The organism is Streptomyces sp. NPDC093586, from assembly GCF_044764905.1.
Lineage (GTDB): Bacteria > Actinomycetota > Actinomycetes > Streptomycetales > Streptomycetaceae > Streptomyces.
This window is the reverse complement of record NZ_JBIWJA010000013.1, coordinates 17,638-37,010: the sequence shown is the minus strand read 5'-3', so window position 1 is coordinate 37,010 and position 19,373 is coordinate 17,638. Positions and strand designations below refer to the sequence as shown.

19 protein-coding genes are annotated in these 19,373 nt (G+C 70.5%); 2 read left to right on the top strand and 17 right to left on the bottom strand.

Annotated features, from left to right (window positions below; all coding sequences use genetic code 11):
- Nucleotides 1-43: 43 nt before the first annotated feature.
- From ACIRFH_RS16010 to ACIRFH_RS16000, 3 genes are all read right to left on the bottom strand, one after another.
- Nucleotides 44-1,630 (bottom strand): TROVE domain-containing protein, encoded by a 1,587-nt coding sequence (locus ACIRFH_RS16010; protein WP_403520866.1) that lies wholly within the window; start codon nucleotides 1,628-1,630, stop codon nucleotides 44-46.
- Between the two features lie 470 nt (nucleotides 1,631-2,100).
- Nucleotides 2,101-3,570: an alkaline phosphatase PhoX gene (locus ACIRFH_RS16005; RefSeq protein WP_403520864.1), complete on the bottom strand. Its 1,470-nt coding sequence runs from the start codon at nucleotides 3,568-3,570 to the stop codon at nucleotides 2,101-2,103.
- 332 nt (nucleotides 3,571-3,902) lie between these two features.
- On the bottom strand, nucleotides 3,903-5,330 hold the full coding sequence (locus ACIRFH_RS16000) for a hypothetical protein (protein WP_403520862.1): 1,428 nt from the start codon (nucleotides 5,328-5,330) through the stop codon (nucleotides 3,903-3,905).
- A 290-nt stretch (nucleotides 5,331-5,620) separates the two neighbouring features.
- On the opposite strand from ACIRFH_RS16000, the gene ACIRFH_RS15995 reads away from it, so the two are divergent.
- Entirely contained in the window at nucleotides 5,621-7,447 is a 1,827-nt protein-coding gene (locus ACIRFH_RS15995) for an endonuclease/exonuclease/phosphatase family protein (protein ID WP_403520860.1), read from the top strand.
- Between the two features lie 11 nt (nucleotides 7,448-7,458).
- On the opposite strand, the gene ACIRFH_RS15990 is transcribed toward ACIRFH_RS15995, so the two are convergent.
- The 3 genes from ACIRFH_RS15990 to ACIRFH_RS15980 all read right to left on the bottom strand — a co-directional run bounded on the left by ACIRFH_RS15990 (nucleotide 7,459) and on the right by ACIRFH_RS15980 (nucleotide 9,194).
- On the bottom strand, nucleotides 7,459-8,163 hold the full coding sequence (locus ACIRFH_RS15990; RefSeq protein ID WP_403520858.1) for an antibiotic biosynthesis monooxygenase: 705 nt from the start codon (nucleotides 8,161-8,163) through the stop codon (nucleotides 7,459-7,461).
- A 153-nt stretch (nucleotides 8,164-8,316) separates the two neighbouring features.
- Nucleotides 8,317-8,790, bottom strand: a complete 474-nt coding sequence (locus ACIRFH_RS15985) for a DUF3618 domain-containing protein (RefSeq protein ID WP_403520856.1) — start codon at nucleotides 8,788-8,790, stop codon at nucleotides 8,317-8,319.
- Nucleotides 8,787-9,194 carry a phage holin family protein gene (locus ACIRFH_RS15980; RefSeq protein WP_403521106.1) on the bottom strand — a complete coding sequence of 136 codons (408 nt, stop codon included), beginning with the start codon at nucleotides 9,192-9,194 and terminating at the stop codon, nucleotides 8,787-8,789. Before ACIRFH_RS15980 ends, ACIRFH_RS15985 begins: the two co-directional genes overlap by 4 nt.
- 155 nt (nucleotides 9,195-9,349) lie before the next feature.
- Between ACIRFH_RS15980 and dapA the strand changes: the two genes are divergently transcribed.
- Nucleotides 9,350-10,285: a 4-hydroxy-tetrahydrodipicolinate synthase gene (dapA, locus tag ACIRFH_RS15975; RefSeq protein ID WP_403520854.1), complete on the top strand. Its 936-nt coding sequence runs from the start codon at nucleotides 9,350-9,352 to the stop codon at nucleotides 10,283-10,285.
- Nucleotides 10,286-10,447: 162 nt separating this feature from the next.
- On the opposite strand, the gene ACIRFH_RS15970 is transcribed toward dapA, so the two are convergent.
- From ACIRFH_RS15970 to sufD, 11 genes are all read right to left on the bottom strand, one after another.
- The gene (locus ACIRFH_RS15970) at nucleotides 10,448-10,993 is read right to left on the bottom strand and encodes a GNAT family N-acetyltransferase (protein ID WP_403520852.1); all 546 of its coding nucleotides are present in this window, start codon (nucleotides 10,991-10,993) and stop codon (nucleotides 10,448-10,450) included.
- Between the two features lie 266 nt (nucleotides 10,994-11,259).
- Nucleotides 11,260-11,901 carry an HD domain-containing protein gene (locus ACIRFH_RS15965; RefSeq protein ID WP_403520850.1) on the bottom strand — a complete coding sequence of 214 codons (642 nt, stop codon included), beginning with the start codon at nucleotides 11,899-11,901 and terminating at the stop codon, nucleotides 11,260-11,262.
- A 416-nt stretch (nucleotides 11,902-12,317) separates the two neighbouring features.
- Entirely contained in the window at nucleotides 12,318-13,166 is an 849-nt protein-coding gene (locus ACIRFH_RS15960) for a hypothetical protein (protein WP_403520848.1), read from the bottom strand.
- 376 nt (nucleotides 13,167-13,542) lie between these two features.
- The gene (gene dapD, locus ACIRFH_RS15955; protein ID WP_403520847.1) at nucleotides 13,543-14,532 is read right to left on the bottom strand and encodes a 2,3,4,5-tetrahydropyridine-2,6-dicarboxylate N-succinyltransferase; all 990 of its coding nucleotides are present in this window, start codon (nucleotides 14,530-14,532) and stop codon (nucleotides 13,543-13,545) included.
- A 104-nt stretch (nucleotides 14,533-14,636) separates the two neighbouring features.
- Nucleotides 14,637-14,957 (bottom strand): DMT family transporter, encoded by a 321-nt coding sequence (locus ACIRFH_RS15950; RefSeq protein WP_403520845.1) that lies wholly within the window; start codon nucleotides 14,955-14,957, stop codon nucleotides 14,637-14,639.
- Between the two features lie 67 nt (nucleotides 14,958-15,024).
- A complete protein-coding gene (locus tag ACIRFH_RS15945) occupies nucleotides 15,025-15,357 on the bottom strand; it encodes a metal-sulfur cluster assembly factor (protein ID WP_009187969.1) in 333 nt (110 codons plus the stop codon).
- Complete coding sequence (gene sufU, locus ACIRFH_RS15940) at nucleotides 15,354-15,821, bottom strand: Fe-S cluster assembly sulfur transfer protein SufU (protein WP_403520843.1); 468 nt, start codon at nucleotides 15,819-15,821, stop codon at nucleotides 15,354-15,356. The genes ACIRFH_RS15945 and sufU overlap by 4 nt, the downstream gene beginning before the upstream one ends.
- A 17-nt stretch (nucleotides 15,822-15,838) precedes the next feature.
- Nucleotides 15,839-17,095 (bottom strand): cysteine desulfurase, encoded by a 1,257-nt coding sequence (locus tag ACIRFH_RS15935; RefSeq protein WP_403520841.1) that lies wholly within the window; start codon nucleotides 17,093-17,095, stop codon nucleotides 15,839-15,841.
- Nucleotides 17,092-17,856, bottom strand: coding sequence for a Fe-S cluster assembly ATPase SufC (gene sufC, locus ACIRFH_RS15930; RefSeq protein WP_403520839.1), 765 nt, complete (start codon nucleotides 17,854-17,856; stop codon nucleotides 17,092-17,094). The genes ACIRFH_RS15935 and sufC overlap by 4 nt, the downstream gene beginning before the upstream one ends.
- A gap of 7 nt (nucleotides 17,857-17,863) precedes the next feature.
- A complete protein-coding gene (locus ACIRFH_RS15925; RefSeq protein ID WP_351140629.1) occupies nucleotides 17,864-18,181 on the bottom strand; it encodes a non-heme iron oxygenase ferredoxin subunit in 318 nt (105 codons plus the stop codon).
- Nucleotides 18,178-19,368 carry a Fe-S cluster assembly protein SufD gene (sufD, locus tag ACIRFH_RS15920; RefSeq protein ID WP_403520837.1) on the bottom strand — a complete coding sequence of 397 codons (1,191 nt, stop codon included), beginning with the start codon at nucleotides 19,366-19,368 and terminating at the stop codon, nucleotides 18,178-18,180. Before sufD ends, ACIRFH_RS15925 begins: the two co-directional genes overlap by 4 nt.
- Nucleotides 19,369-19,373: the final 5 nt, after the last annotated feature.

The following is a 19,373-nucleotide window of genomic DNA, read 5'->3' as shown; positions in this document are numbered from 1 at the left end:
CACCCGTCGTGCTGAGGGGTGCGGGCCGCGCGGTCCGGCGTCCTCAGGCCGCCGCCCAGGGCCAGTCGGCGTCCCGGGCCGCCTCGAGCAGTGGAACCATCCGGAAGGCCGCGTCCGAGAGGCCCCCGAAGACATGCTTGTTCGTCTTCCCCGACGGGCCGTGGCCCGCCCGGTACCCGGCGAGGTTCCAGGTATAGACCGGCACGTCCGCCGGGACCTGCTCGGTCGGACCGCCGTACCGGCTGTACGCGTACTGCTCGTCGGTGACGATCAGCACCCGGTCGTGCTTCCTGTAGTGCCGCCGGACCGCCTCGGTCGTGTCGGTGCCGCCCAGGTTCCCGAAGCGGCCCAGGACCTTCAGCACCGACTCGCCCCGGCGGAACGCCACGCGACTGCTCGAGGTTCCGAACTGAACGAGGTCCGCGTCCGCCGCCCGCAGTGCGAGCGCCGTGCCGAAGACCGCCGCCGCGTCGGCCCGGGTGAGCCGGGAGCGGTCCGAGATCCGGTCGTAGAACATCGAGCCCGAGCGGTCCACGAGGACCAGGGTCCGGCCGGGCAGCGCGGGCACGTTGGCCAGCGAGTGGCCGAGCGCCTGCTCCAGCGGGTACGACCAGCGCAGCGACGGCGCGTGCTGGTGGGCGGCGAGGTAGCGGAAGGGGAACTGCCGCGAGCGCGCCACCTGGTCCGGGTCGCTGATCCGTGCCGCGACCCGGGCGGCGACCTCGTCGGACACGCCGGCCTCGTCGAAGTTGCGCAGGTTGCGGAGCAGCGCCATCGCCCCCATGGACGGGATGACCGCTTCCCAGGCCGCCTTGTCCATCGGCCCCTGGAGCCAGCCGGCCAGCATCTCCCAGGTGATGCCCGCCGCCGCGAGCCGCTCGGCGCCGTCGGGCGCGGTGACGACCGCCCGCCGCCGCTCGACGGGCAGCGCCATCAGCTCGCGGTGCGCTACCAGGACGCGGCTCGAGGCGGGCGGTACCGCGGTGTCGGGGTGGTGGCGGCGGTCCAGCGCGTACTGGAACAGCTCGCCCTGCCACGGCTTGGCCGGGTCCGGCACCGCGTGCACCAGGTTGAGGATGTCGCCGAAGCGGTACCCCTTGGACGCGGTGTCGTACTTCAGCAGCGACGTCCCGTGGTAGAGCCGCCGTACGGCGTCGGCGACGCCCCGCTTGACCGGCTTGGGCACGGCCCGGCCGTACGTCGCCGTCCAGTACGCGAGCAGCTCGCCGGGCTCGTCGGGCCGCTGGAGCACGGAGGCGACGACCTGCCGGTTGGCGGGGCCGTCGGTGGAACCGGCGTCGAGGCGGGCCTTGACGTACTCGGCGGCGCCGACGATCGAGGCGGTGCGCAGGTTGCCCTCGCCGCGCAGCCAGCCGAGCAGGCCTGCCGTCCAGGCCGGGTCGGACACGGCGAGTTCGCGCACCAGCGCGACGAACCGGTCGTCTCGGTCGGCGCCGGACTCGTAGAAGGTCTGCTGGGACACGAAGTTGCCGACCGAGAGGAGGAAGAGTTCGGAGCGCGCGTCCCGCTCGCGGCCCCGGCCGCCCTGGTGGGTGCGGAGTACGCGGCCCGTCGACGTCACGCGCGAGGTGGGCTGCGCCTTCGCGGCCTTGGTGTTGAATCGCGCCATGGTGAATTCCCCCGAATTCGTTCGGAGGGAGGCGTGGCGAAGGAAGGGTGCCCGAGGTCGGAATCGACGACGGGACTATCCGAACGCTCTTCCCATTGAGCTACACCGACCCGGAGTCGGTGACGGGGATTCGAACCCCGCAGCATTCCGGTCAAGGAAGTATCCGCTGCCTGCGCACCGGGCACCCTGCCGTTCGCCGCGCCTCCCGAGATCAGGTCGGCCGCGGCATCGGTTCTTTTCAGAGAAGAAGTAGCCGTGGCCCGCGCACCGGGAGGTGCGTGAGGTTTTCGGTGTCCAGAGTTCAGGTCGGCGGAACCGACAAGGTGCTCTGTCCCCTGAGCTACACCGGCGCGTCGTGCCGGTGACGGGACTCGAACCCGTGGCCGCCCCATGATGAGTGGAAGTAGGTCCTGCCTTCGCACCTGGACGTTCATCACTCTAGGAGGGCGGCCGTCGGCCGGGCGAGCGAATTAATTGCCGCGCTTGTGCCGCTTCCACGGCCCGGTGATGGCGAGCATGATGCCGGGCGTCTGGATGTTGGCGTACAGGGTGCGGCCGTCGGGCGAGAAGGTGACGCCGGTGAACTCGCTGTACTCGGGCTCCTCCTCGGAACCGATGTTCAGCTCGTTGCGGGCGATGGGGTAGGTGCGGCCGCTGTCGGTGGCGCCGAACAGGTGCTGGACGCCGTCGCCGTCCTCGGCGATGACGAGGCCGCCGTAGGGGGAGACGGTGATGTTGTCGGGGCCGTCGAAGGCGCCGTCCGCGGAGGGGTCGGGGTTGACGCCGAGGAGGACCTTCAGGGTGAGGGTGCGCCGCTTGGGGTCGTAGAACCAGACCTGGCCGTCGTGCGGGCGGGGACTCTCGTCCCGGGCGAAGGAGGAGACGACGTAGGCGCCGCCGTCGGCCCACCACATGCCCTCCAGCTTGCGGGCGCGGGTGACCTGGCCGTCGGTGAACTGCTTGCGCACGGACGTGGTCCTGGCGTCACGGTCGGGGACCTCGACCCAGTCGACGCCGTAGACGGTGCCGGTCTTCGTGGCGCGGGAGAGGTCGTCGACGAACTTGCCGCCGGAGTCGAAGCACTTGAACGCCTCGAGGACGCCGGCGTCGTCGGCGAGGGTGCGCAGCCGGCCCCGGCCGTGCCGGAAGCCCTCCGGCGGGGTCCAGCGGTAGAACAGGCCGTTGGGGCCGGAGGCGTCCTCGGTGAGGTAGAGGTGGCCCCGCTTGGGGTCGACGACGACGGCCTCGTGGGCGTAACGGCCCAGCGCCTTGACCGGCTTGGGGTTCCGGTTGGCACGGCGGTCCTCGGGGTCGACCTCGAAGACGTAGCCGTGGTCCTTGGTCATGCCGTTCTTGCCGGCCTTGTCCTCGGTCTCCTCGCAGGTCAGCCAGGTGCCCCACGGGGTGCTGCCGCCCGCGCAGTTGGTGGCGGTGCCGGCGATGCCGACCCACTCGGCGACGTGGCCGCCGCGGCGGACCTCGACGACCGTGCAGCCGCCGGCGGCGGCGGGGTCGTAGACGAGGCCCTCGGTGAGCGGGACGGGGTGGTCCCACTTGGTGCGGGGGCCGGCGAGTTCGTGGTTGTTGACGAGGAGGGTGGTGCCGCGCGGGCCCTCGAAGGCGGCGGTGCCGTCGTGGTTGGAGGGGGTGTACTCGCCCGTCTCCAGCTTGGTCCGGCCGCAGTAGGTGACGATCTCGTACCGGAAGCCGGCGGGCAGGGCGAGGATGCCGTCCGGGTCGGGGACCAGCGGTCCGTAACCGACCCCGCCGTGGTGGTGGCCGTGACCGTGGCCCTGGCCGCGCGCCTCTTCCGCGCTCCCGGTGTCGGTGGACGCGAGGGCCTGCGGGGCGGTGGCGAGGGCGCCGACGCTGCCCGCCAGTACGACTCCGGCACCGGTGAGTGCGGATCGGCTGGCGAAGTCCCTGCGGGTGAGCGACATGGTGTCTCCTGTGACGATGAGCGTGCCGTCGAGGGTGGCGGACCTCGGTTCGGCGTCACGTTTCCGGCCATGTCTGAACAGAAGTTGAACCGAACACGACCAGCCTCTTCATAGCCGCGGGCGATCGTGCCGCCAAGGGCGGCACGGGTCGGCGCGGCGACACCCCGCGAACACCGGGCAGCACCCCGCAGCCATGCGTCACCGCGGCATGCGTGCCGCCAAGGGCGGCACGGGCGGGCGCGGCGGCGTCCGGCAAGCGCCGGGCCGCGTCACCCACCCGCCGGTCCGCCGGACCAAGGGCTCCGGGACACCCCGGCCACCCCGCGCACCGCTCAACCCCCCTGCTGCGACCTCGCCTTGAAGGCCGCCTTCCGCGCCTCCTTGGCGACCTTCTTGTCGGGGTGCAGCCGCCCCATCGCCTCCAGGACGTCCGCCGTGGCCGGGTGCTCGACCCGCCAGGCGGTGTCGAAGAATCCGCTGTGCTGCATGGCCAGCCCCTGTACCAGGGACCGCAGTTCCTCGGAGTTGCCCTCGGCGGCGAGCTGCGCGGCCACCGTGTCGACGGTGAGCCAGAAGACCATCTCCTGCGACGGCGCGGGCACGTCCCGGGCTCCGTGCTCGGTCAGCCAGACCCGGGCCAGACCCCCGAGTTCCGCGTCGTCGAGGACTTCCCGCAGCGCGGGCTCGGCCCCGGCGCCGACCAGGGACAGCGCCTGCTGGCAGCGCAGCCGGCGCAGGGGCGCGCCGGAGTCCGAGCCGCGGGCCGCGGCCAGCAGTTCGCGCGCCGCGGCGAGCGGTTCACGCCGGGCCAGCCACCGTTCGGTCTCGGCGTGGGCCGACGCCGGCGGGAAGGACGCCGTGCCGTCCAGGAGCGCGTCGGCGCCCTTGTCGACGAGGTCTCCGACGGCGGGTGCCTCGAAGCCGGCCTCCTGCAGCCTGGTGCGCAGTCCGTACAGTCCGAGCGGGGTGAGGCGGACCATGCCGTAGCGGGCGACGTCGGTCTCGTCGACGGGCGCCGCGGGCTCCTCGTCCGCGTCGGCCATCAGGGCCTCGTCCACGGGCTGGTACGTGACGAGGCCGATGGGCTCCAGCAGCCGGAACTGGTCGTCCAGGCGCATCATCGCGTCGGAGACCTGTTCCAGCACGTCGTTGGTGGGTTCGGCCATGTCGCCGGGGACGATGACGGACGCGGCCAGCGCGGGCAGCGGCACCGGGGTGTCGCCGGACCCGTCCTCGCCGACGGTGAGCAGGTACAGGTTGCCGAGCACGCCGTCGAGGAACTCGGTCTCGGACTCCGGGTCCCAGTCGAGGGAGGTCAGGTCGATCTCGCCGCCCTCGGCCATCGCGTCGACCAGGTCGTCCAGGTCGGGCACGCTCGCGTCGGCGAGCACGGTCTCCAGGGCGGTGAGCCACACGCCGAGAACGTCCTGCGGGGAACCGCCGGTGAGCAGGGCGAGGTCCTCGCCCGGCGTGACGGTGCCCTTCTCCTCGTCGGTGATCTCCACCAGCCCGGTGTCCACCGCGATCCGCCACGCCTCGCTCGCGTACGCCGCGGCGTCGTCCCCGGTCAGCCCGAGCACCTCGGCCGCCGCCGGGAGCTGCTCCTCGACGAGCCCGCCGCCGGCGTCGACGCGGGTGTCCGGCCCGGCCCAGCGGGCGAGCCGGGCGGCCCGGGAGAGCACCGGCGTGGACAGCGCGTCGCGGGCCAGTTCCGCTTCGGGTCGCAGCCGTGCGGGCGGCAGGGTGGAGCTGTCTGACATCGGCTGTTTCTCCTCGCGCGCCTCGACCGCCGTACGGCCGTCCTCGCCGCCGTACGGCTCAGCCGCTCAGCCTAGACGGGTTTCCACCGATGCCGCCCGGTTCATCTCCCCGTCGGGTGCCGTACATGGCCGAAACCTTGACAACCGGGCCGAGCAGGCAGGAGATTGACGCGCGTAGAAAGCGGGGGGACAAGTGTTCACCCAGGTCCGTACGGACCCTGTGGCCCCTCGCGTCCCACTCGTGTCCCACCCTCGTCCCGGCGCTCCGTCACGTCCCCGGAGGGATCCCGTTGGCCAGCAAGTCCTCCGCGCGCCTCGCCGCGCTCACCGTCGCCGCCGTCTGCTCGGCGGCGTCCACCGTCGTCCTCACCTCGCCCGCGCACGCCGACTCGGTGCGCATCCACGACGTCCAGGGCACGACCCGGCTGTCGCCGTACGCCGGCAGGCAGGTCGCGGACGTGGCCGGAATCGTCACCGGCGTCCGCGGCTACGGCTCCTCCAGGGGCTTCTGGATGCAGGACCCGCGCCCGGACGCGGATCCGGCCACCAGCGAGGGCGTCTTCGTCTTCACGAGCTCCACCCCGAAGGTCGCCGTCGGTGACGCGGTCACCGTCTCCGGCACGGTCACGGAGTTCGTCCCGGGCGGCACCTCGTCCGGCAACCAGTCGCTGACCGAGATCACCCGTCCGACGGTCACCGTCGTCTCCAGCGGCAACCCGGTCCCGGCCGCGACGACCGTCTCCGCCCGGTCCGTGCCGCGCGCCTACGCCCCCGAGGGCGACCCGGCCGCGAACGGCTCGGTCAACGCCCTGCCGCTGCGCCCGGCGGCGTACGCCCTGGACTACTACGAGTCCCTGGAGGGCATGAACGTCAAGGTCTCCGACGCCCGCGTGGTCGGCGCCTCCGACCCGCACACCGAGCTGTGGGTCACGGTGAAGCCGTGGGAGAACGCCAACCGGCGCGGCGGCACGGTCTACGGCTCCTACGACTCCCAGAACACCGGCCGGCTCCAGATCCAGTCCCTGGGCAAGCCGGCCGACTTCCCCGTCGCCACCGTGGGCGACACCCTCGCCGGCACGACCGCCGGCCCGCTGGACTACAACCAGTACGGCGGCTACACGCTGGTCGCGGGCGAGATCGGCGCCCTGGAGAGCGGCGGCACCGAGCGCGAGTCGACGCGCGCGCAGAGCGACCGCGAGCTGGCGGTGGCCACGTACAACGTCGAGAACCTCGACCCGTCCGACGCCACCTTCGCCGCGCACGCCGACGCGATCGTGCACCACCTGAAGTCGCCCGACATCGTGTCCCTGGAGGAGATCCAGGACAACAACGGCGTCAAGGACGACGGCACGGTGGCCGCCGACGCGACGGTCGGCAAGCTGATCGACGCGATCGTCGCGGCGGGTGGCCCGCGCTACGAGTGGCGCGGCATCGACCCGGTCGACGGCGAGGACGGCGGCCAGCCCGGCGGCAACATCCGCCAGGCGTTCCTGTTCAACCCTCAGCGGGTCTCCTTCACCGACCGCGCGGCGGGCGACGCGACCACCGCGACCGGGGTGACGAAGGTGCGCGGCAAGGCGGCGCTCACGCACTCCCCCGGCCGCGTCGACCCGGCGAACGCGGCCTGGGAGGACAGCCGCAAGCCGCTGGCCGGCGAGTTCGTCTTCCGCGGCCGGACGGTCTTCGTCATCGCCAACCACTTCAACTCCAAGGGCGGCGACCAGGGCCTGACCGCGCAGTACCAGCCGCCGGCGCGCGGCTCGGAGACCCAGCGCCACGCCCAGGCGACGGTCGTGAACACCTTCGTCAAGGAGATCCTGGCCGCCCAGAAGAACGCGGACGTCATCGCCCTCGGCGACATCAACGACTTCGAGTTCTCCGGGACGGCGAGGATCCTGGAGGACGGCGGCGCCCTGTGGTCGGCGGTCAAGTCGCTGCCGACGAGCGAGCGTTACTCGTACGTCTACCAGGGCAACAGCCAGGTCCTCGACCAGATCCTGGTCAGCCCGTCGATCCGGCGCGGCGGGCACCTGTCCTACGACAGCGTGCACATCAACGCCGAGTTCCCCGACCAGATCAGCGACCACGACCCGCAGGTGCTGCGGTTCCGTCCGTGACGGCAGGGGGCTTACCCGGGCACCAGGCCGAGGGCGTGGTCGTAGCGCTCGACCGTGCTGCTCTTCAGCCCCGGCCAGTTCCGCACCCGCTCCCACGCGGCCGTCGCCGAGCCGACGCCGTCGCCGGGCGCGGCGAGGGCGTCTATGTGGGCCTGGGCGCTCTCCCATTCGGCGTAGTTGAGGACCCGGGTGCCGTCGGTGCTGAGGTGGAAGTGGGCGGAGATGCCGCCGGGGGCGGGCTCCGGATCGCTTTCCAGTGCCTCGAGGACCGCGTCCACCCACGCGCGTTGCCGCTCGGGGTCGGGTCCGTCGAACTCGACGCCGACGATGACGACGCAGCCGGGAACGAGCGCCGCCCTGTCCTCCCGGGTGAGGCCGCGGTACCGCCGGTACCGGCCGAGCCCCAGCCGTTCGATGCCCGGCACGGCGGTGTCGATCTCGTCGACGCGCTCCTGCCGGTGCGTCTTGACGAAGGCCTCGTACGCCTGCTCGCTCGTCCACTGCGAGTGGTGCAGGAGCGTGCTGCCGTCGTGGCCGGTGTAGACGTGGTAGCTCAGCAGGTCGTCCGCGGGCCAGGGGCGGCGCTCCCAGGTGCGGGCGATGGCGTCGACGGTCTGCCGCTGCCGCTCGGGGGTGCCGACGCGCCAGGTGCTGAAGAAGGGGGCCCGCACATCGGGGCGGACGAGGTCGGGGTGTGCGTCGGTACGGCGGGTCATGCCGGCCTCCACTGATCGGTGGTCGTCGGGTGCACGCACCACCCTCCGACCTCGACCATGCTTGAGGTCAAGCGTCGGCCCGCGGACGCGGCAACGGCGCGACGAGGGACCCCGCGAACGGGGTCCCTCGTCGCGCCGCCCCGGAGTCAGCGGTCAGCAGTGCCCGTGCCGCCGACGCCGCAGCACGCCCGCCGCGACCACCGCGCCGGCCACCGCACCGGCGACGAGCACCGGACGCGGATGCCGCGTCCCGGCCCGGACCACGCCGCGCACACGCTCCGGCACGCGCTGCCGCGCCCCGTGCCGGCTGGTGTGACCGACCTGGCCCGCCTTGTCCTGCAGGGTGTGACCGGCGCGGTTCGCCTTGTGCTGCACGGTGTGACCGGCCTGCGCGGCGGAACTGCGCAACTGCACGGTCATGGCACCGGCCTTGTCCCTGAGATCGGCGGCCCGGGCCTTGGCGCGGCCCTTCACGTCCGCCTTCCCCGCCAGTTCCTCCACGGTCTCGCCGAGCTGGCTGCGGGTCTGTTCGATCTGCCGTCGCAGCTCGTCGGGCCCCTTGGCCCCGCCGGCCGGCTGCGCGGTGGAGCCGCTCCTCGCGCCGTCTCCGCTCGTCGCGTCGGTCATCGATGCGCCCTTTCCCTGATCTCGTCCACGTCGGCCCTGACGCTGCCGAGGGTCTGCTCGGGCGTGGGGGGTGCGGCACGGCGGAGCTGGGAGCGGCCGGACATGGCCAGGACGCCCGCGATCACGAAGAGCACCGCCGTCACGATGAGTGCCGCGGCCCAGACGGGCAGCGCCAGCGAGAGTGCGGCGACGGCCGTGCCGGCCAGGGCGAAGAGGCCGACGTAGGCGATGGCGCCCGCGGCACCGAGCATTCCGCCGCCCCGCCCGGCGCGCTTGCCCTTCTCGGCCAGCTCCATCTTGGCGAGGGCCACTTCCTGGCGCACGAGCCGGGAGAGCTGTTCGGTGGCCTGACCGACGAGCTCGCCCACGGAGTGGTGCTCGTCGTGCACCGGCCTGGTGTGCATGGTGGTCACAGCGTTCCGCCTCCTCTCGGTTCGGAGGGATCCGGGTACCCCTGCTCGACGACCGCTACCCCTTCCCCCACCTCTTAGCAACCCTTACCCATGCTTCGTAGAAAATTTAAGTAGAGCTACGTGATCCGTCCGCCGACACTGCTCCCATGACGACTGACGGCCACACCACCCTCCCGCCCCCTCTTCGCCCCTTCGGCCGCGCCCTGTGCGCCATGGTCACCCCCTTCACCGAGGCGGGTGCGCTCGACCTCGACGGCGCCCAACGGCTCGCGGACCGGCTGGTGTCACGGGGCTGCGACGGTCTGGTGCTGTCCGGTACGACGGGCGAGTCGCCGACCACCACGGACGCGGAGAAGGCGGCGCTGGTCACGGCGGTGCGGGAGGCGGTCGGGGAACGGGCGGCGCTGGTCGCCGGGGTGGGCACCGCCGACACCCGGCACACGGTGGAGCTGGCGCGGGCCGCCGAGCAGGCCGGCGCGGACGGCCTGCTGGTGGTCGCGCCGTACTACAGCAGACCCCCGCAGGACGCCTTGGAGTCCCACTTCCGGGAGGTGGCGGACGCGAGCGGGCTGCCGGTCATGCTCTACGACATCCCGGGCCGCACCGGAGTCCGCATCGAGCCCGACACCCTCGTCCGACTGGCGGAACACCCCCGCGTCGTAGCGGTCAAGGACTGCTCCTCCGACCTCCTCGGCACCCAGAAGGTGCTCGCCCGCACGGACCTGGCGTACTACGCGGGCTGCGACGAGCAGATCCTCGCCCTGTACGCGCTCGGCGCCGCCGGGTACGTCAGCACGGTCGCGAACGTCGCCCCGGAACCGTTCCGCGCCGTCCTGGACGCCTTCGACGCGGGCGACACCCGGGAGGCGGCCCGGCTCCAGCGGCGGACGATCCCCCTCACCGAGCTGATGATGGCGTCGGGCCTCCCCGGCACCGTCACGGCCAAGGCCCTCCTCAACGCCCTGCACCTGCCCGCGGGCCCGGTCCGCTCCCCACTGCGCCCCGCGGGCGCCGGGACGGTCGCCCGGCTGCTGTCGGCCCACGGCGACCTGGCCGCCGACGCCGCTCGGCTCCAGGTGTAGCCGTCGCCGGAGAGCGGGGTGCGCTCCCCCACGTCCTCCATCGGGTCATCGGCCTGCCCCCATGTCCGCCGGCCCACGGAGGGTCACACACAGGCGTCCCACGGGGGAACGCGCCCTTCCGGAAGGACCGTTCGCCCGACGGTGGCCGCTCCGGTCCCGGTCTCACCGTCGCGCGGGACACGCGCCGGGCGAGGCGACGAGGGGCCGGTGGTACCGGGTGTAGGTCCCGAAGACCTCGGCGACCTTGAAGCCGAGCCGGGTCAGCACGGCGACACTCCTGTCGTTCCCGTGGGTGACGCCCGCGAACACGTCGGTGGCGCCCAGCGCCGTGGCTCCGTACTCGATCAGCGCACGGCAGGCTGCCGTGGCGTACCCGTGTCCCGTCGCCTCGTGGTCGAGCCAGTATCCGAAGCCGTACTTGGGCGGGTTGGCGGCCACGAGGTCGACGCGGCCGATCAGGGCGCCGTGAAGGAAGATGCCGTAACGGAGGGACGGGGCGGGATCGTCGAGCAGCTCGGCATGTGCCGTCCTGTGGTCCGATGCGGCCAGCGCCCGGTAGTCGCCGTGCTGGGTGAGGTGCTCGCGGTTGCGGTCGATGAGCGCGTAATAGTCGTCGGCCTGCTCAGCGGTGAGCACACGCAACGTCAATCCGGCCACGTCGGTCCCCAGTTCGGGGAAGACGCGCTCGTCGCGACGACCACCGGTCATGCCGACCGACCCTACGACGGTGGCCGGCCCCCTGCCACGGCTTTTCGGTGGCGTGAAGCCCCTGCGTGGATGCGGACCCGGACGAGGCACGCCCCGGCCGGTCCCCGCACGCCGGCCGAGTGCGGGTCCCAGCCCATGCCGACCGTGCGTGTCCGATGAACGAGCGCCCTCCCGGGCCGTCCTCGGGACGTGGAAGGGCGCTCCGTGGTGACCGACGCCGACAGGCGGCGGCGGGACGGGGCGTTGACCGATGAGGCGGCCGCAGGTCACGGCCGCCGATGGTCAGTTGTGGCTGTTCTGGCTGCGCTCCAGGTCAGACGCCCGACCCGGGCCGTGGGCCGTATCGGGGCCGTCCTGGGGGTTGTCCGGGCCGCGAAGGACGCGATCGACGGCGGCCCGAGGTACGGACGCGCCTTGCTGATCGCGTTGTGCACTTCGCTGCCCGGCGCGTACCGCTCCAGGATCTCGTCAATGCGGCGATCGAAGTCGAAGGACTGCCCGGCCGGACCGGTCGTCATGTCCGCGTAGATCAGGGCATCCAGGACCGGCGAGTCTTCCCGCTCGTAGACGTCCAGCTCCGCAGTCAGTCCGCGCTGTTCGGCCTCATAGACAGCCCCGGAGTGGTGAGCGACCAGGCGCACGAGTCGTGCAGGCGCCCCGAGCGATTCGAGATGCCGCGCACCATCGATCGGATGGAACCCCGTGTCCCGAAGCTCAGGCGCATAGCCGAGGTCATGCAGCCAGGCCGCAGCCACGAGCAGATCGCGATCCTCCTCGGGCACAGCCGCGGATGCCTCCTGGGCACGAGCCGCGACGGCCTGAGTGTGCAGCCAGCGGTTCCCGAGCGGAGGCAACAGCGACTCGGCCAGTTCGGCAGCGCCTTGGGGCGTGTCCAATCCAGAGGGCATAGGTCGCACGGTAGCCGAGACGGGCACGTAGCCGACAGCCCGGGAGTGTCTGCTCCGGATCATGGACGCGGTAGAACTTTCCCTACTTCATCAAGGCCCGCGCACGGCGCGGGCGCGCGCCGCCTCTACGGCGCGGCCCGCCTCCTGTCTTCGCCCCGGCTGGCCGCGCCCGGCGGCGCGCTCGGCGGCTGCGGGCATGAAGTGGGAGACACCCTCTGTGGCTGAGGCGGTCGGCTCCACGGCTTTAGGCAGCCACTTTGGGGCGAGCCTCTAAGATCTTGGCCCCAACGTCGTGCTTTAAAGGGCAGGTCCACAGACTGCCCGACTCGCCATCAGCTTACGGGGCCAAGATCACTCGCCCCAAAGCAGCTCCAGCCCAAAGCCGCTCCACCGACCTGTTAGCGACAACTATCAGTTCAGGGCCTGAACCGCTCAGTCCCTACTACGGGAATTACACCTTCACCATCGAGAGTTTTGAGAGTTCCCATCAATTTGCCCTGTGCCCAGTTATTCCATGACTTGGCAATTAGATTGTAAGAGGTTCGCCGCCCCCCGCTGGTACCGAGCATCACGCGGTCCCTAAAGAACCTGTTTCGGAGCACTAGACGGGGGTCCTTGGAGTCCATATTCGCGCCAGAGATTAGCCCATTGGCCCAGTCCTCGATCTTGTGCGCATGCTCGGTTCGCGCCGCTTGAGCCAACACTACGAGGTGCGTGGGCTGATTGATGCCAGCCGCTCGATACGAAGCAGCAGCGATAGGAGCCATGCTTGTCAGCTCCGGCCAGGCAGCAACTGCTTTCAAGATGTCCGAGGTGGCGGCCTTCGTATCGTAAAATCCATCGAAGAGGGTGACAGGATCCCACATCTTATACATTTGCCCGATGATCCGAGCCGCCGCTGCCACGATCACCCTATGAGGAATTTTAAGCAGTTGCGCTGCTTGTCGACGATGCCCGGAGTCGAGCACATCGAATGTCTCGGCATCACAGTTCGGGATAACCAGCATCTCAACCGATACGCCGGAGATCTTGATACCCATCAGTCGATGTTGACCATCGAGAAGCATGCCGCCCTTATCGAAAGCAAGCCCTTGATGTGTTGTCCTCCAAGCCCCGGCCGTCATGGCCTTCGCGTAACGTTCGTAAACAGTGTCAGACAGCACTCGATTACTAGCCGGATTACAGTAGGTCAACCAGGTCTCCGCCATTTCCGGAGTGATGACCATATATTTCGGCCCGACCGGCAGAACCGGGAGATCAATCATAGCTCGCCTGCAATCCCTTCACACAGTAATACCGCAACCATGATTGCAGTCGCGCGAGCACGATTCGCGACTATCGAAACCATTGGGCACACATTGCCAACAAATCGTCATCAATTGACTACTTTAAGAACTCCTGCCTTCGTTCGCCTTCGATTCTGATCGAAGCCCGGAGATGGCGCTGATTGCTCACGCATAGAGCCATAGCGCCGATAGGGTGTGCCGTCAGACGGCGAAGGCAACGCACGAGCGCCCTCCCGGGCCGTCCTAGGGCCGTGGAAGGGCGCTCAGCGTTGACCAACGTCGACAGCTGCCGACAGCTCAGCAGCAGGTCAGGGCGTTGATCGATAAGGCGGCCGCAGGTCACGGCCGCCCGTGATCAGTTGTGGCTGTGCAGGACGTCGTTCAGGCCGCCCCAGACCGCGTTGTTCGGACGGGCCTCGACCGCGCCCGTGACCGAGTTGCGGCGGAAGAGGATGTTCGAGGCGCCGTTGAGTTCGCGGGCCTTGACGATCTGGCCGTCGGGCATGGTGACGCGAGTACCGGCGGTGACGTAGAGGCCGGCCTCGACCACGCACTCGTCGCCCAGCGCGATGCCGACGCCCGCCTCGGCGCCGACCAGGCAGCGCTCGCCGATGGAGATGATCACGTTGCCGCCGCCGGACAGCGTGCCCATGGTGGAGGCGCCGCCGCCGATGTCGGAGCCGTCGCCGATGACGACGCCCGCGGAGATGCGGCCCTCGACCATCGACGTACCGAGCGTGCCGGCGTTGAAGTTGACGAAGCCCTCGTGCATGACCGTGGTGCCCTCGGCCAGGTGCGCGCCGAGGCGGACGCGGTCGGCGTCGGCGATGCGGACGCCCTTGGGGGCGACGTAGTCCGTCATGCGCGGGAACTTGTCGATCGAGGTCACCTGGAGGTGCAGGCCCTCGGCACGGGCGTTGAGGCGGACCTTCTCGACGTCGTCGACGGCGACCGGGCCCAGCGAGGTCCAGGCGACGTTGGCGAGGTGGCCGAAGATGCCCTCGAGGTTCTGGCCGTGCGGCTTGACCAGACGGTGCGAGAGCAGGTGCAGGCGCAGGTAGACGTCGTGGGCGTCGATCGGCTTGTCGTCGAGCGAGGCGATGACCGTGCGGACCGCGACCACCTCGACGCCGCGGCGGGCGTCCGGACCGACGGCCGCGGTCGCGCCGCCGCCGAGCAGCTGGGCGGCCTGCTCGGCGGAGAGCCGCTCGGTACCGGCCGGGCCGGGCTCGGCGGACAGTTCGGGGGCGGGGAACCAGGTGTCGAGGACGGTGCCGTCGGCGGCGATCGTGGCGAGGCCGGCGGCCACGGCGCCGGTGGTGCGGGAAGCAGTCGTGTCGGTCATGAGGGCAACCTAACCGGCCGCCGCTCGTGGAAGCGAGCCGACCCCGCGGCCGTCTCGCGTGCCGGGCGCACGACGACGTCCGCGGGGGCCGTGACGGCGGGACGTCAGTGCGCCCCGCCCAGGTTCAGCACCACCACGCCGATGATGATCAGCGCGATCCCGGCTGCCTTGGTGAGGGTCATCCCCTCCCCCATGAACGCCACCCCGATCGTGGCGATGGCCGCGGTGCCCACGCCGGACCAGATGGCGTACGCCGTGCCGATGGAGAGGGTCTTCAGGGTCTGGGCCAGCAGCGTGAAGGAGATCAGGTAGCCGAGGACGGTCAGCACGGACGGTCCGAGACGGTTGAAGCCCTCGCTGTACTTCATGGCGGTGGTCCCGGCGACCTCGGCGGCGATGGCTCCGGCCAGGAGCAGATAACCCATGTGTACGAGCGTACATAGCGGAGCGGCGGCACCCGAGGGGTGCCGCCGCTCTCGTGAGCAGGGGGTCTCAGACGTTGAACCCGAGCGCCCTCAGCTGCTCGCGGCCGTCGTCCGTGATCTTGTCCGGGCCCCACGGCGGCATCCAGACCCAGTTGATGCGCAGCTCGTTGACGAGGCCGTCCGTGGCGGACTTGGCCTGGTCCTCGATCACGTCCGTCAGCGGACACGCCGCCGACGTCAGGGTCATGTCGACGGTCGCGATGTTCGCGTCGTCGACGTGGATGCCGTAGATCAGGCCCAGGTTGACGACGTCGATGCCCAGCTCGGGGTCGACGACGTCCATCAGGGCCTCGCGGAGCTCCTCCTCCGAGGCCGGCTTCATCTCCACGGTCTCGCTCATGCCGTCGTCTCCTTCTCGGCGTCGGCGTCCAGCGCCTGGGCCGTCGCGTCCTTCCAGGCCATCCAGCTCAGCAGGGCGCACTTGACCCGGGCCGGGTACTTCGACACCCCGGCGAACGCGACCGCGTCCTCCAGGACGTCCTCCATGGCGTCGTCCGGCTCGATCCTGCCCTTGGACTGCATCAGCTCCAGGAAGGTCTCCTGGATCTTCTGCGCCTGGGCGAGCTCCTTGCCGACCAGCAGATCGTTCAGTACGGAGGCGGAGGCCTGGCTGATCGAGCAGCCCTGCCCCTCGTACGAGACGTCGCTGATCGTCGTGCCGTCGTACTTCACGCGCAGCGTGATCTCGTCACCGCACGTCGGGTTCACGTGGTGCACCTCGGCGTCGCCATCCCTCAGACCACGCCCGTGCGGGTGCTTGTAGTGGTCCAGGATGACTTCCTGGTACATGGAGTCCAGCTTCATACGATTCGCTCGTCCCGTCAGCCGAAGAAGTTCCGTACGTGCTCCAGGCCGTCGACCAGCGCGTCGATCTCGGCCGGCGTGGAGTACAGATAGAACGACGCTCGCGTGGTCGCAGGAATTCCGTACCGCAGGCAGACCGGCCGCGCGCAGTGGTGGCCGACCCGGACCGCGATGCCCTGCTCGTCGAGGACCTGGCCCACGTCGTGCGGGTGGATGTCCCCCAGCGTGAAGGAGATCGCCGCGCCGCGCTCCTCGGCCGTGGTGGGGCCGATGATGCGCAGGTCCGGGACCTCCAGCAGCCGCTTGACCGCGTACTCGGTCAGCGCGTGCTCGTGGGCGAGGATCTTGTCCATGCCGATCGAGTCGAGGTAGTCGATCGCCGCGCCGAGACCGACCGCCTGCGCGACCGGCGGCGTGCCCGCCTCGAACTTGTGCGGTGCCGGGGCGTAGGTGGAGGAGTGCATCGAGACGGTCTCGATCATCTCGCCGCCGCCGAGGAACGGCGGGAGGTCCTCCAGCAGCTCCTGGCGGCCCCACAGGACGCCGATGCCGGTCGGGCCGCACATCTTGTGGCCGGTGAAGGCCACGAAGTCGGCCTGGAGGGCCTGCACGTCCAGCGGCATGTGCGGCGCGGCCTGGGAGGCGTCGACGCACACGAGGGCGCCGACCTCCTGGGCGCGGCGCACGATCGCCTCGACCGGGTTCTGGGTGCCCAGGATGTTGGAGACCAGCACGAAGGAGACGATCTTCGTCTTCTCGGTGATGACCTCCTCGATGTTCGTCAGGTCCAGCCGGCCGTCGTCCGTGAGACCGAACCAGCGGAGCTTCGCGCCCGTGCGCTGCGCGAGCAGCTGCCACGGCACGATGTTGGAGTGGTGCTCCATCTCCGTGATGACGATCTCGGTCTCGTGGTCCACGCGGTAGGGCTCGTCGGCCCAGCCGAGCATGTTCGCCACGAGGTTGAGGGACTCCGAGGCGTTCTTGGTGAAGATCACCTCGTCGCGCGACGGTGCGTTGATGAACTCCGCGACCTTGTCCCGCGCGCCCTCGTACAGCGCCGTGGCCTCCTCGGCGAGGACGTGCACGCCACGGTGGACGTTGGCGTTGTAGCGCTCGTAGTACTCGCTGAGGGCGTCGAGCACCTGGCGCGGCTTCTGCGAGGTCGCCGCGTTGTCCAGGTAGACGAGCTTCTTTCCGTCGTGGACCTGGCGGTCCAGGATCGGGAAGTCCTTGCGGATCGCCTCGGTGTCGAGGAGGCCCGGCAGCTGTGTCACTCGGATGCGCCACCCTTCGTGTAAGCCTCGTAGCCCTCTTCCTCCAGCTTGTCGGCGAGTTCGGCGCCGCCGGACTCGACGATGCGGCCGGCCGAGAAGACGTGGACGTGGTCGGGCTTGATGTAGCGCAGGATGCGCGTGTAGTGCGTGATCAGCAGGGTGCCGACCTCACCGGTCTCGCGGACGCGGTTGACGCCCTCGGAGACGACGCGCAGGGCGTCGACGTCCAGGCCGGAGTCGGTCTCGTCGAGGATCGCGACCTTCGGCTTGAGCAGCTCCAGCTGGAGGATCTCGTGGCGCTTCTTCTCACCGCCGGAGAAGCCCTCGTTGACGTTGCGCTCGGCGAAGGCGGGGTCCATGTTGAGGCGCTGCATGGCCTCCTTGACCTCCTTCACCCAGGTGCGCAGCTTGGGGGCCTCGCCGCGGACGGCGGTCGCGGAGGTGCGCAGGAAGTTGGAGACCGAGACGCCGGGGACCTCGACCGGGTACTGCATGGCGAGGAACAGGCCGGCGCGGGCGCGCTCGTCGACGGACATCTCCAGGACGTCCTCGCCGTCGAGGGTGACGGTGCCGCCGGTGATCGTGTACTTGGGGTGACCCGCGAGCGAGTAGGCGAGGGTCGACTTGCCGGAGCCGTTGGGGCCCATGATGGCGTGCGTCTCGCCCTGCTTCACGGTGAGGTCGACGCCCTTGAGGATCTCCTTCGTGGCGTTGTCGGCCTCGACGGTGACGTGCAGGTCTCGGATTTCAAGCGTTGCCATGGGTGCCTCAGGACTCCTGGGTGAGGGAGACGAGCACGTCGTCCCCTTCGATCTTTACGGGGTATACGGGGACGGGGCGCGTCGCCGGAAGACTGTCGGGCTTGCCCGAGCGGAGGTCGAAGCGCGAGCCGTGCAGCCAGCACTCGATGTGGCAGTCGTCGACCTCGCCCTCGGACAGCGAGACGTTCGCGTGCGAGCAGATGTCGTGGATCGCGAAGACCTCGCCCTCGGTCCGCACGACGGAGATCGGCGTGCCGTCGAGCTCCACCCGTTTCGGGGTGTCCTCCTCCAGCTCGTCCGCTCCACAGACGCGTACGAAGGTCATGCGACCGACGCCTCCAGCTCCTCTTCGATCTTGGTGAGGAGGCGCTCCTCGATGTCCGGGACACCGATCTGCTGGACCAGCTCGGCGAAGAAGCCGCGGACCACCAGGCGGCGGGCGTCGATCTCGGGGATGCCGCGCGCCATCAGGTAGAAGAGCTGCTCGTCGTCGAAGCGGCCGGTCGCGGAGGCGTGGCCGGCGCCGACGATCTCGCCGGTCTCGATCTCCAGGTTCGGCACCGAGTCGACCCGCGCGCCGTCCGTGAGGACGAGGTTGCGGTTCATCTCGTAGGTGTCGGTGCCCTCGGCCCTGGCCTCGATGAGCACGTCGCCGATCCACACCGCGTGCGCGTCGTCGCCCTGGAGCGCGCCCTTGTAGACGACGTTCGACTTGCAGTGCGGAACGTTGTGGTCGACCAGGAGACGGTGCTCCTGGTGCTGGCCGGCGTCGGTGAAGTAGAGGCCGAACAGCTCGGCCTCGCCGCCGGGGCCCGCGTACCGCACGTTCGGGTGCAGGCGGACGAGGTCGCCGCCGAAGGTGACGACGACCGACTTGAAGGAGGCGTCGCGGCCGACCAGCGCGCTGTGCTGGCCGACGTGCACGGCCTTGGCGTCCCAGTCCTGTACGGACACGACGGTCAGCTTGGCGCCGTCGCCGAGCACGAACTCGACGTTGGCGGCGAGCACCGCGTCACCGGTGTGGTCGATGACCACGACGGCCTCGGCGAAGGCGCCGAGCTCGACGACCTGGTGGCCGTAGGCGACCCCGCCCTCGCCGTGCACGGCGATGCGGATCGGCTCGGTGAGGACCGTCTCCTTGGGGACCGTGATCACGCCGGCCTGCTCGAAGGCGGAGTACGCCTGGGCGGCGACGCGGTCCACCGGGGTGCCCGCCCTGCCGAGCCGCGCGTCGTCGCGGCCGACGGTCTCGACGACGACGCCCTCGGGTGCCTCGACGGCGACCTTGACGCCCTCGCCGGTGACGGTGGCCGTGCCGTCGTGCAGGCCGCGCAGCCGCTCCAGCGGGGTGAACCGCCATTCCTCCTCGCGGCCGTGCGGGACCGGGAAGTCCGCCACGTCGAAGGACGGGGGCGCGCTCATGCGCGTGGCGACGGTCGAGTCGGCCTCGGCGGCCACCGCGATCGCACCGGCGGTCGTCGAACCGACCGGGATGTTCTGAGCCTCAGCCATGGCTG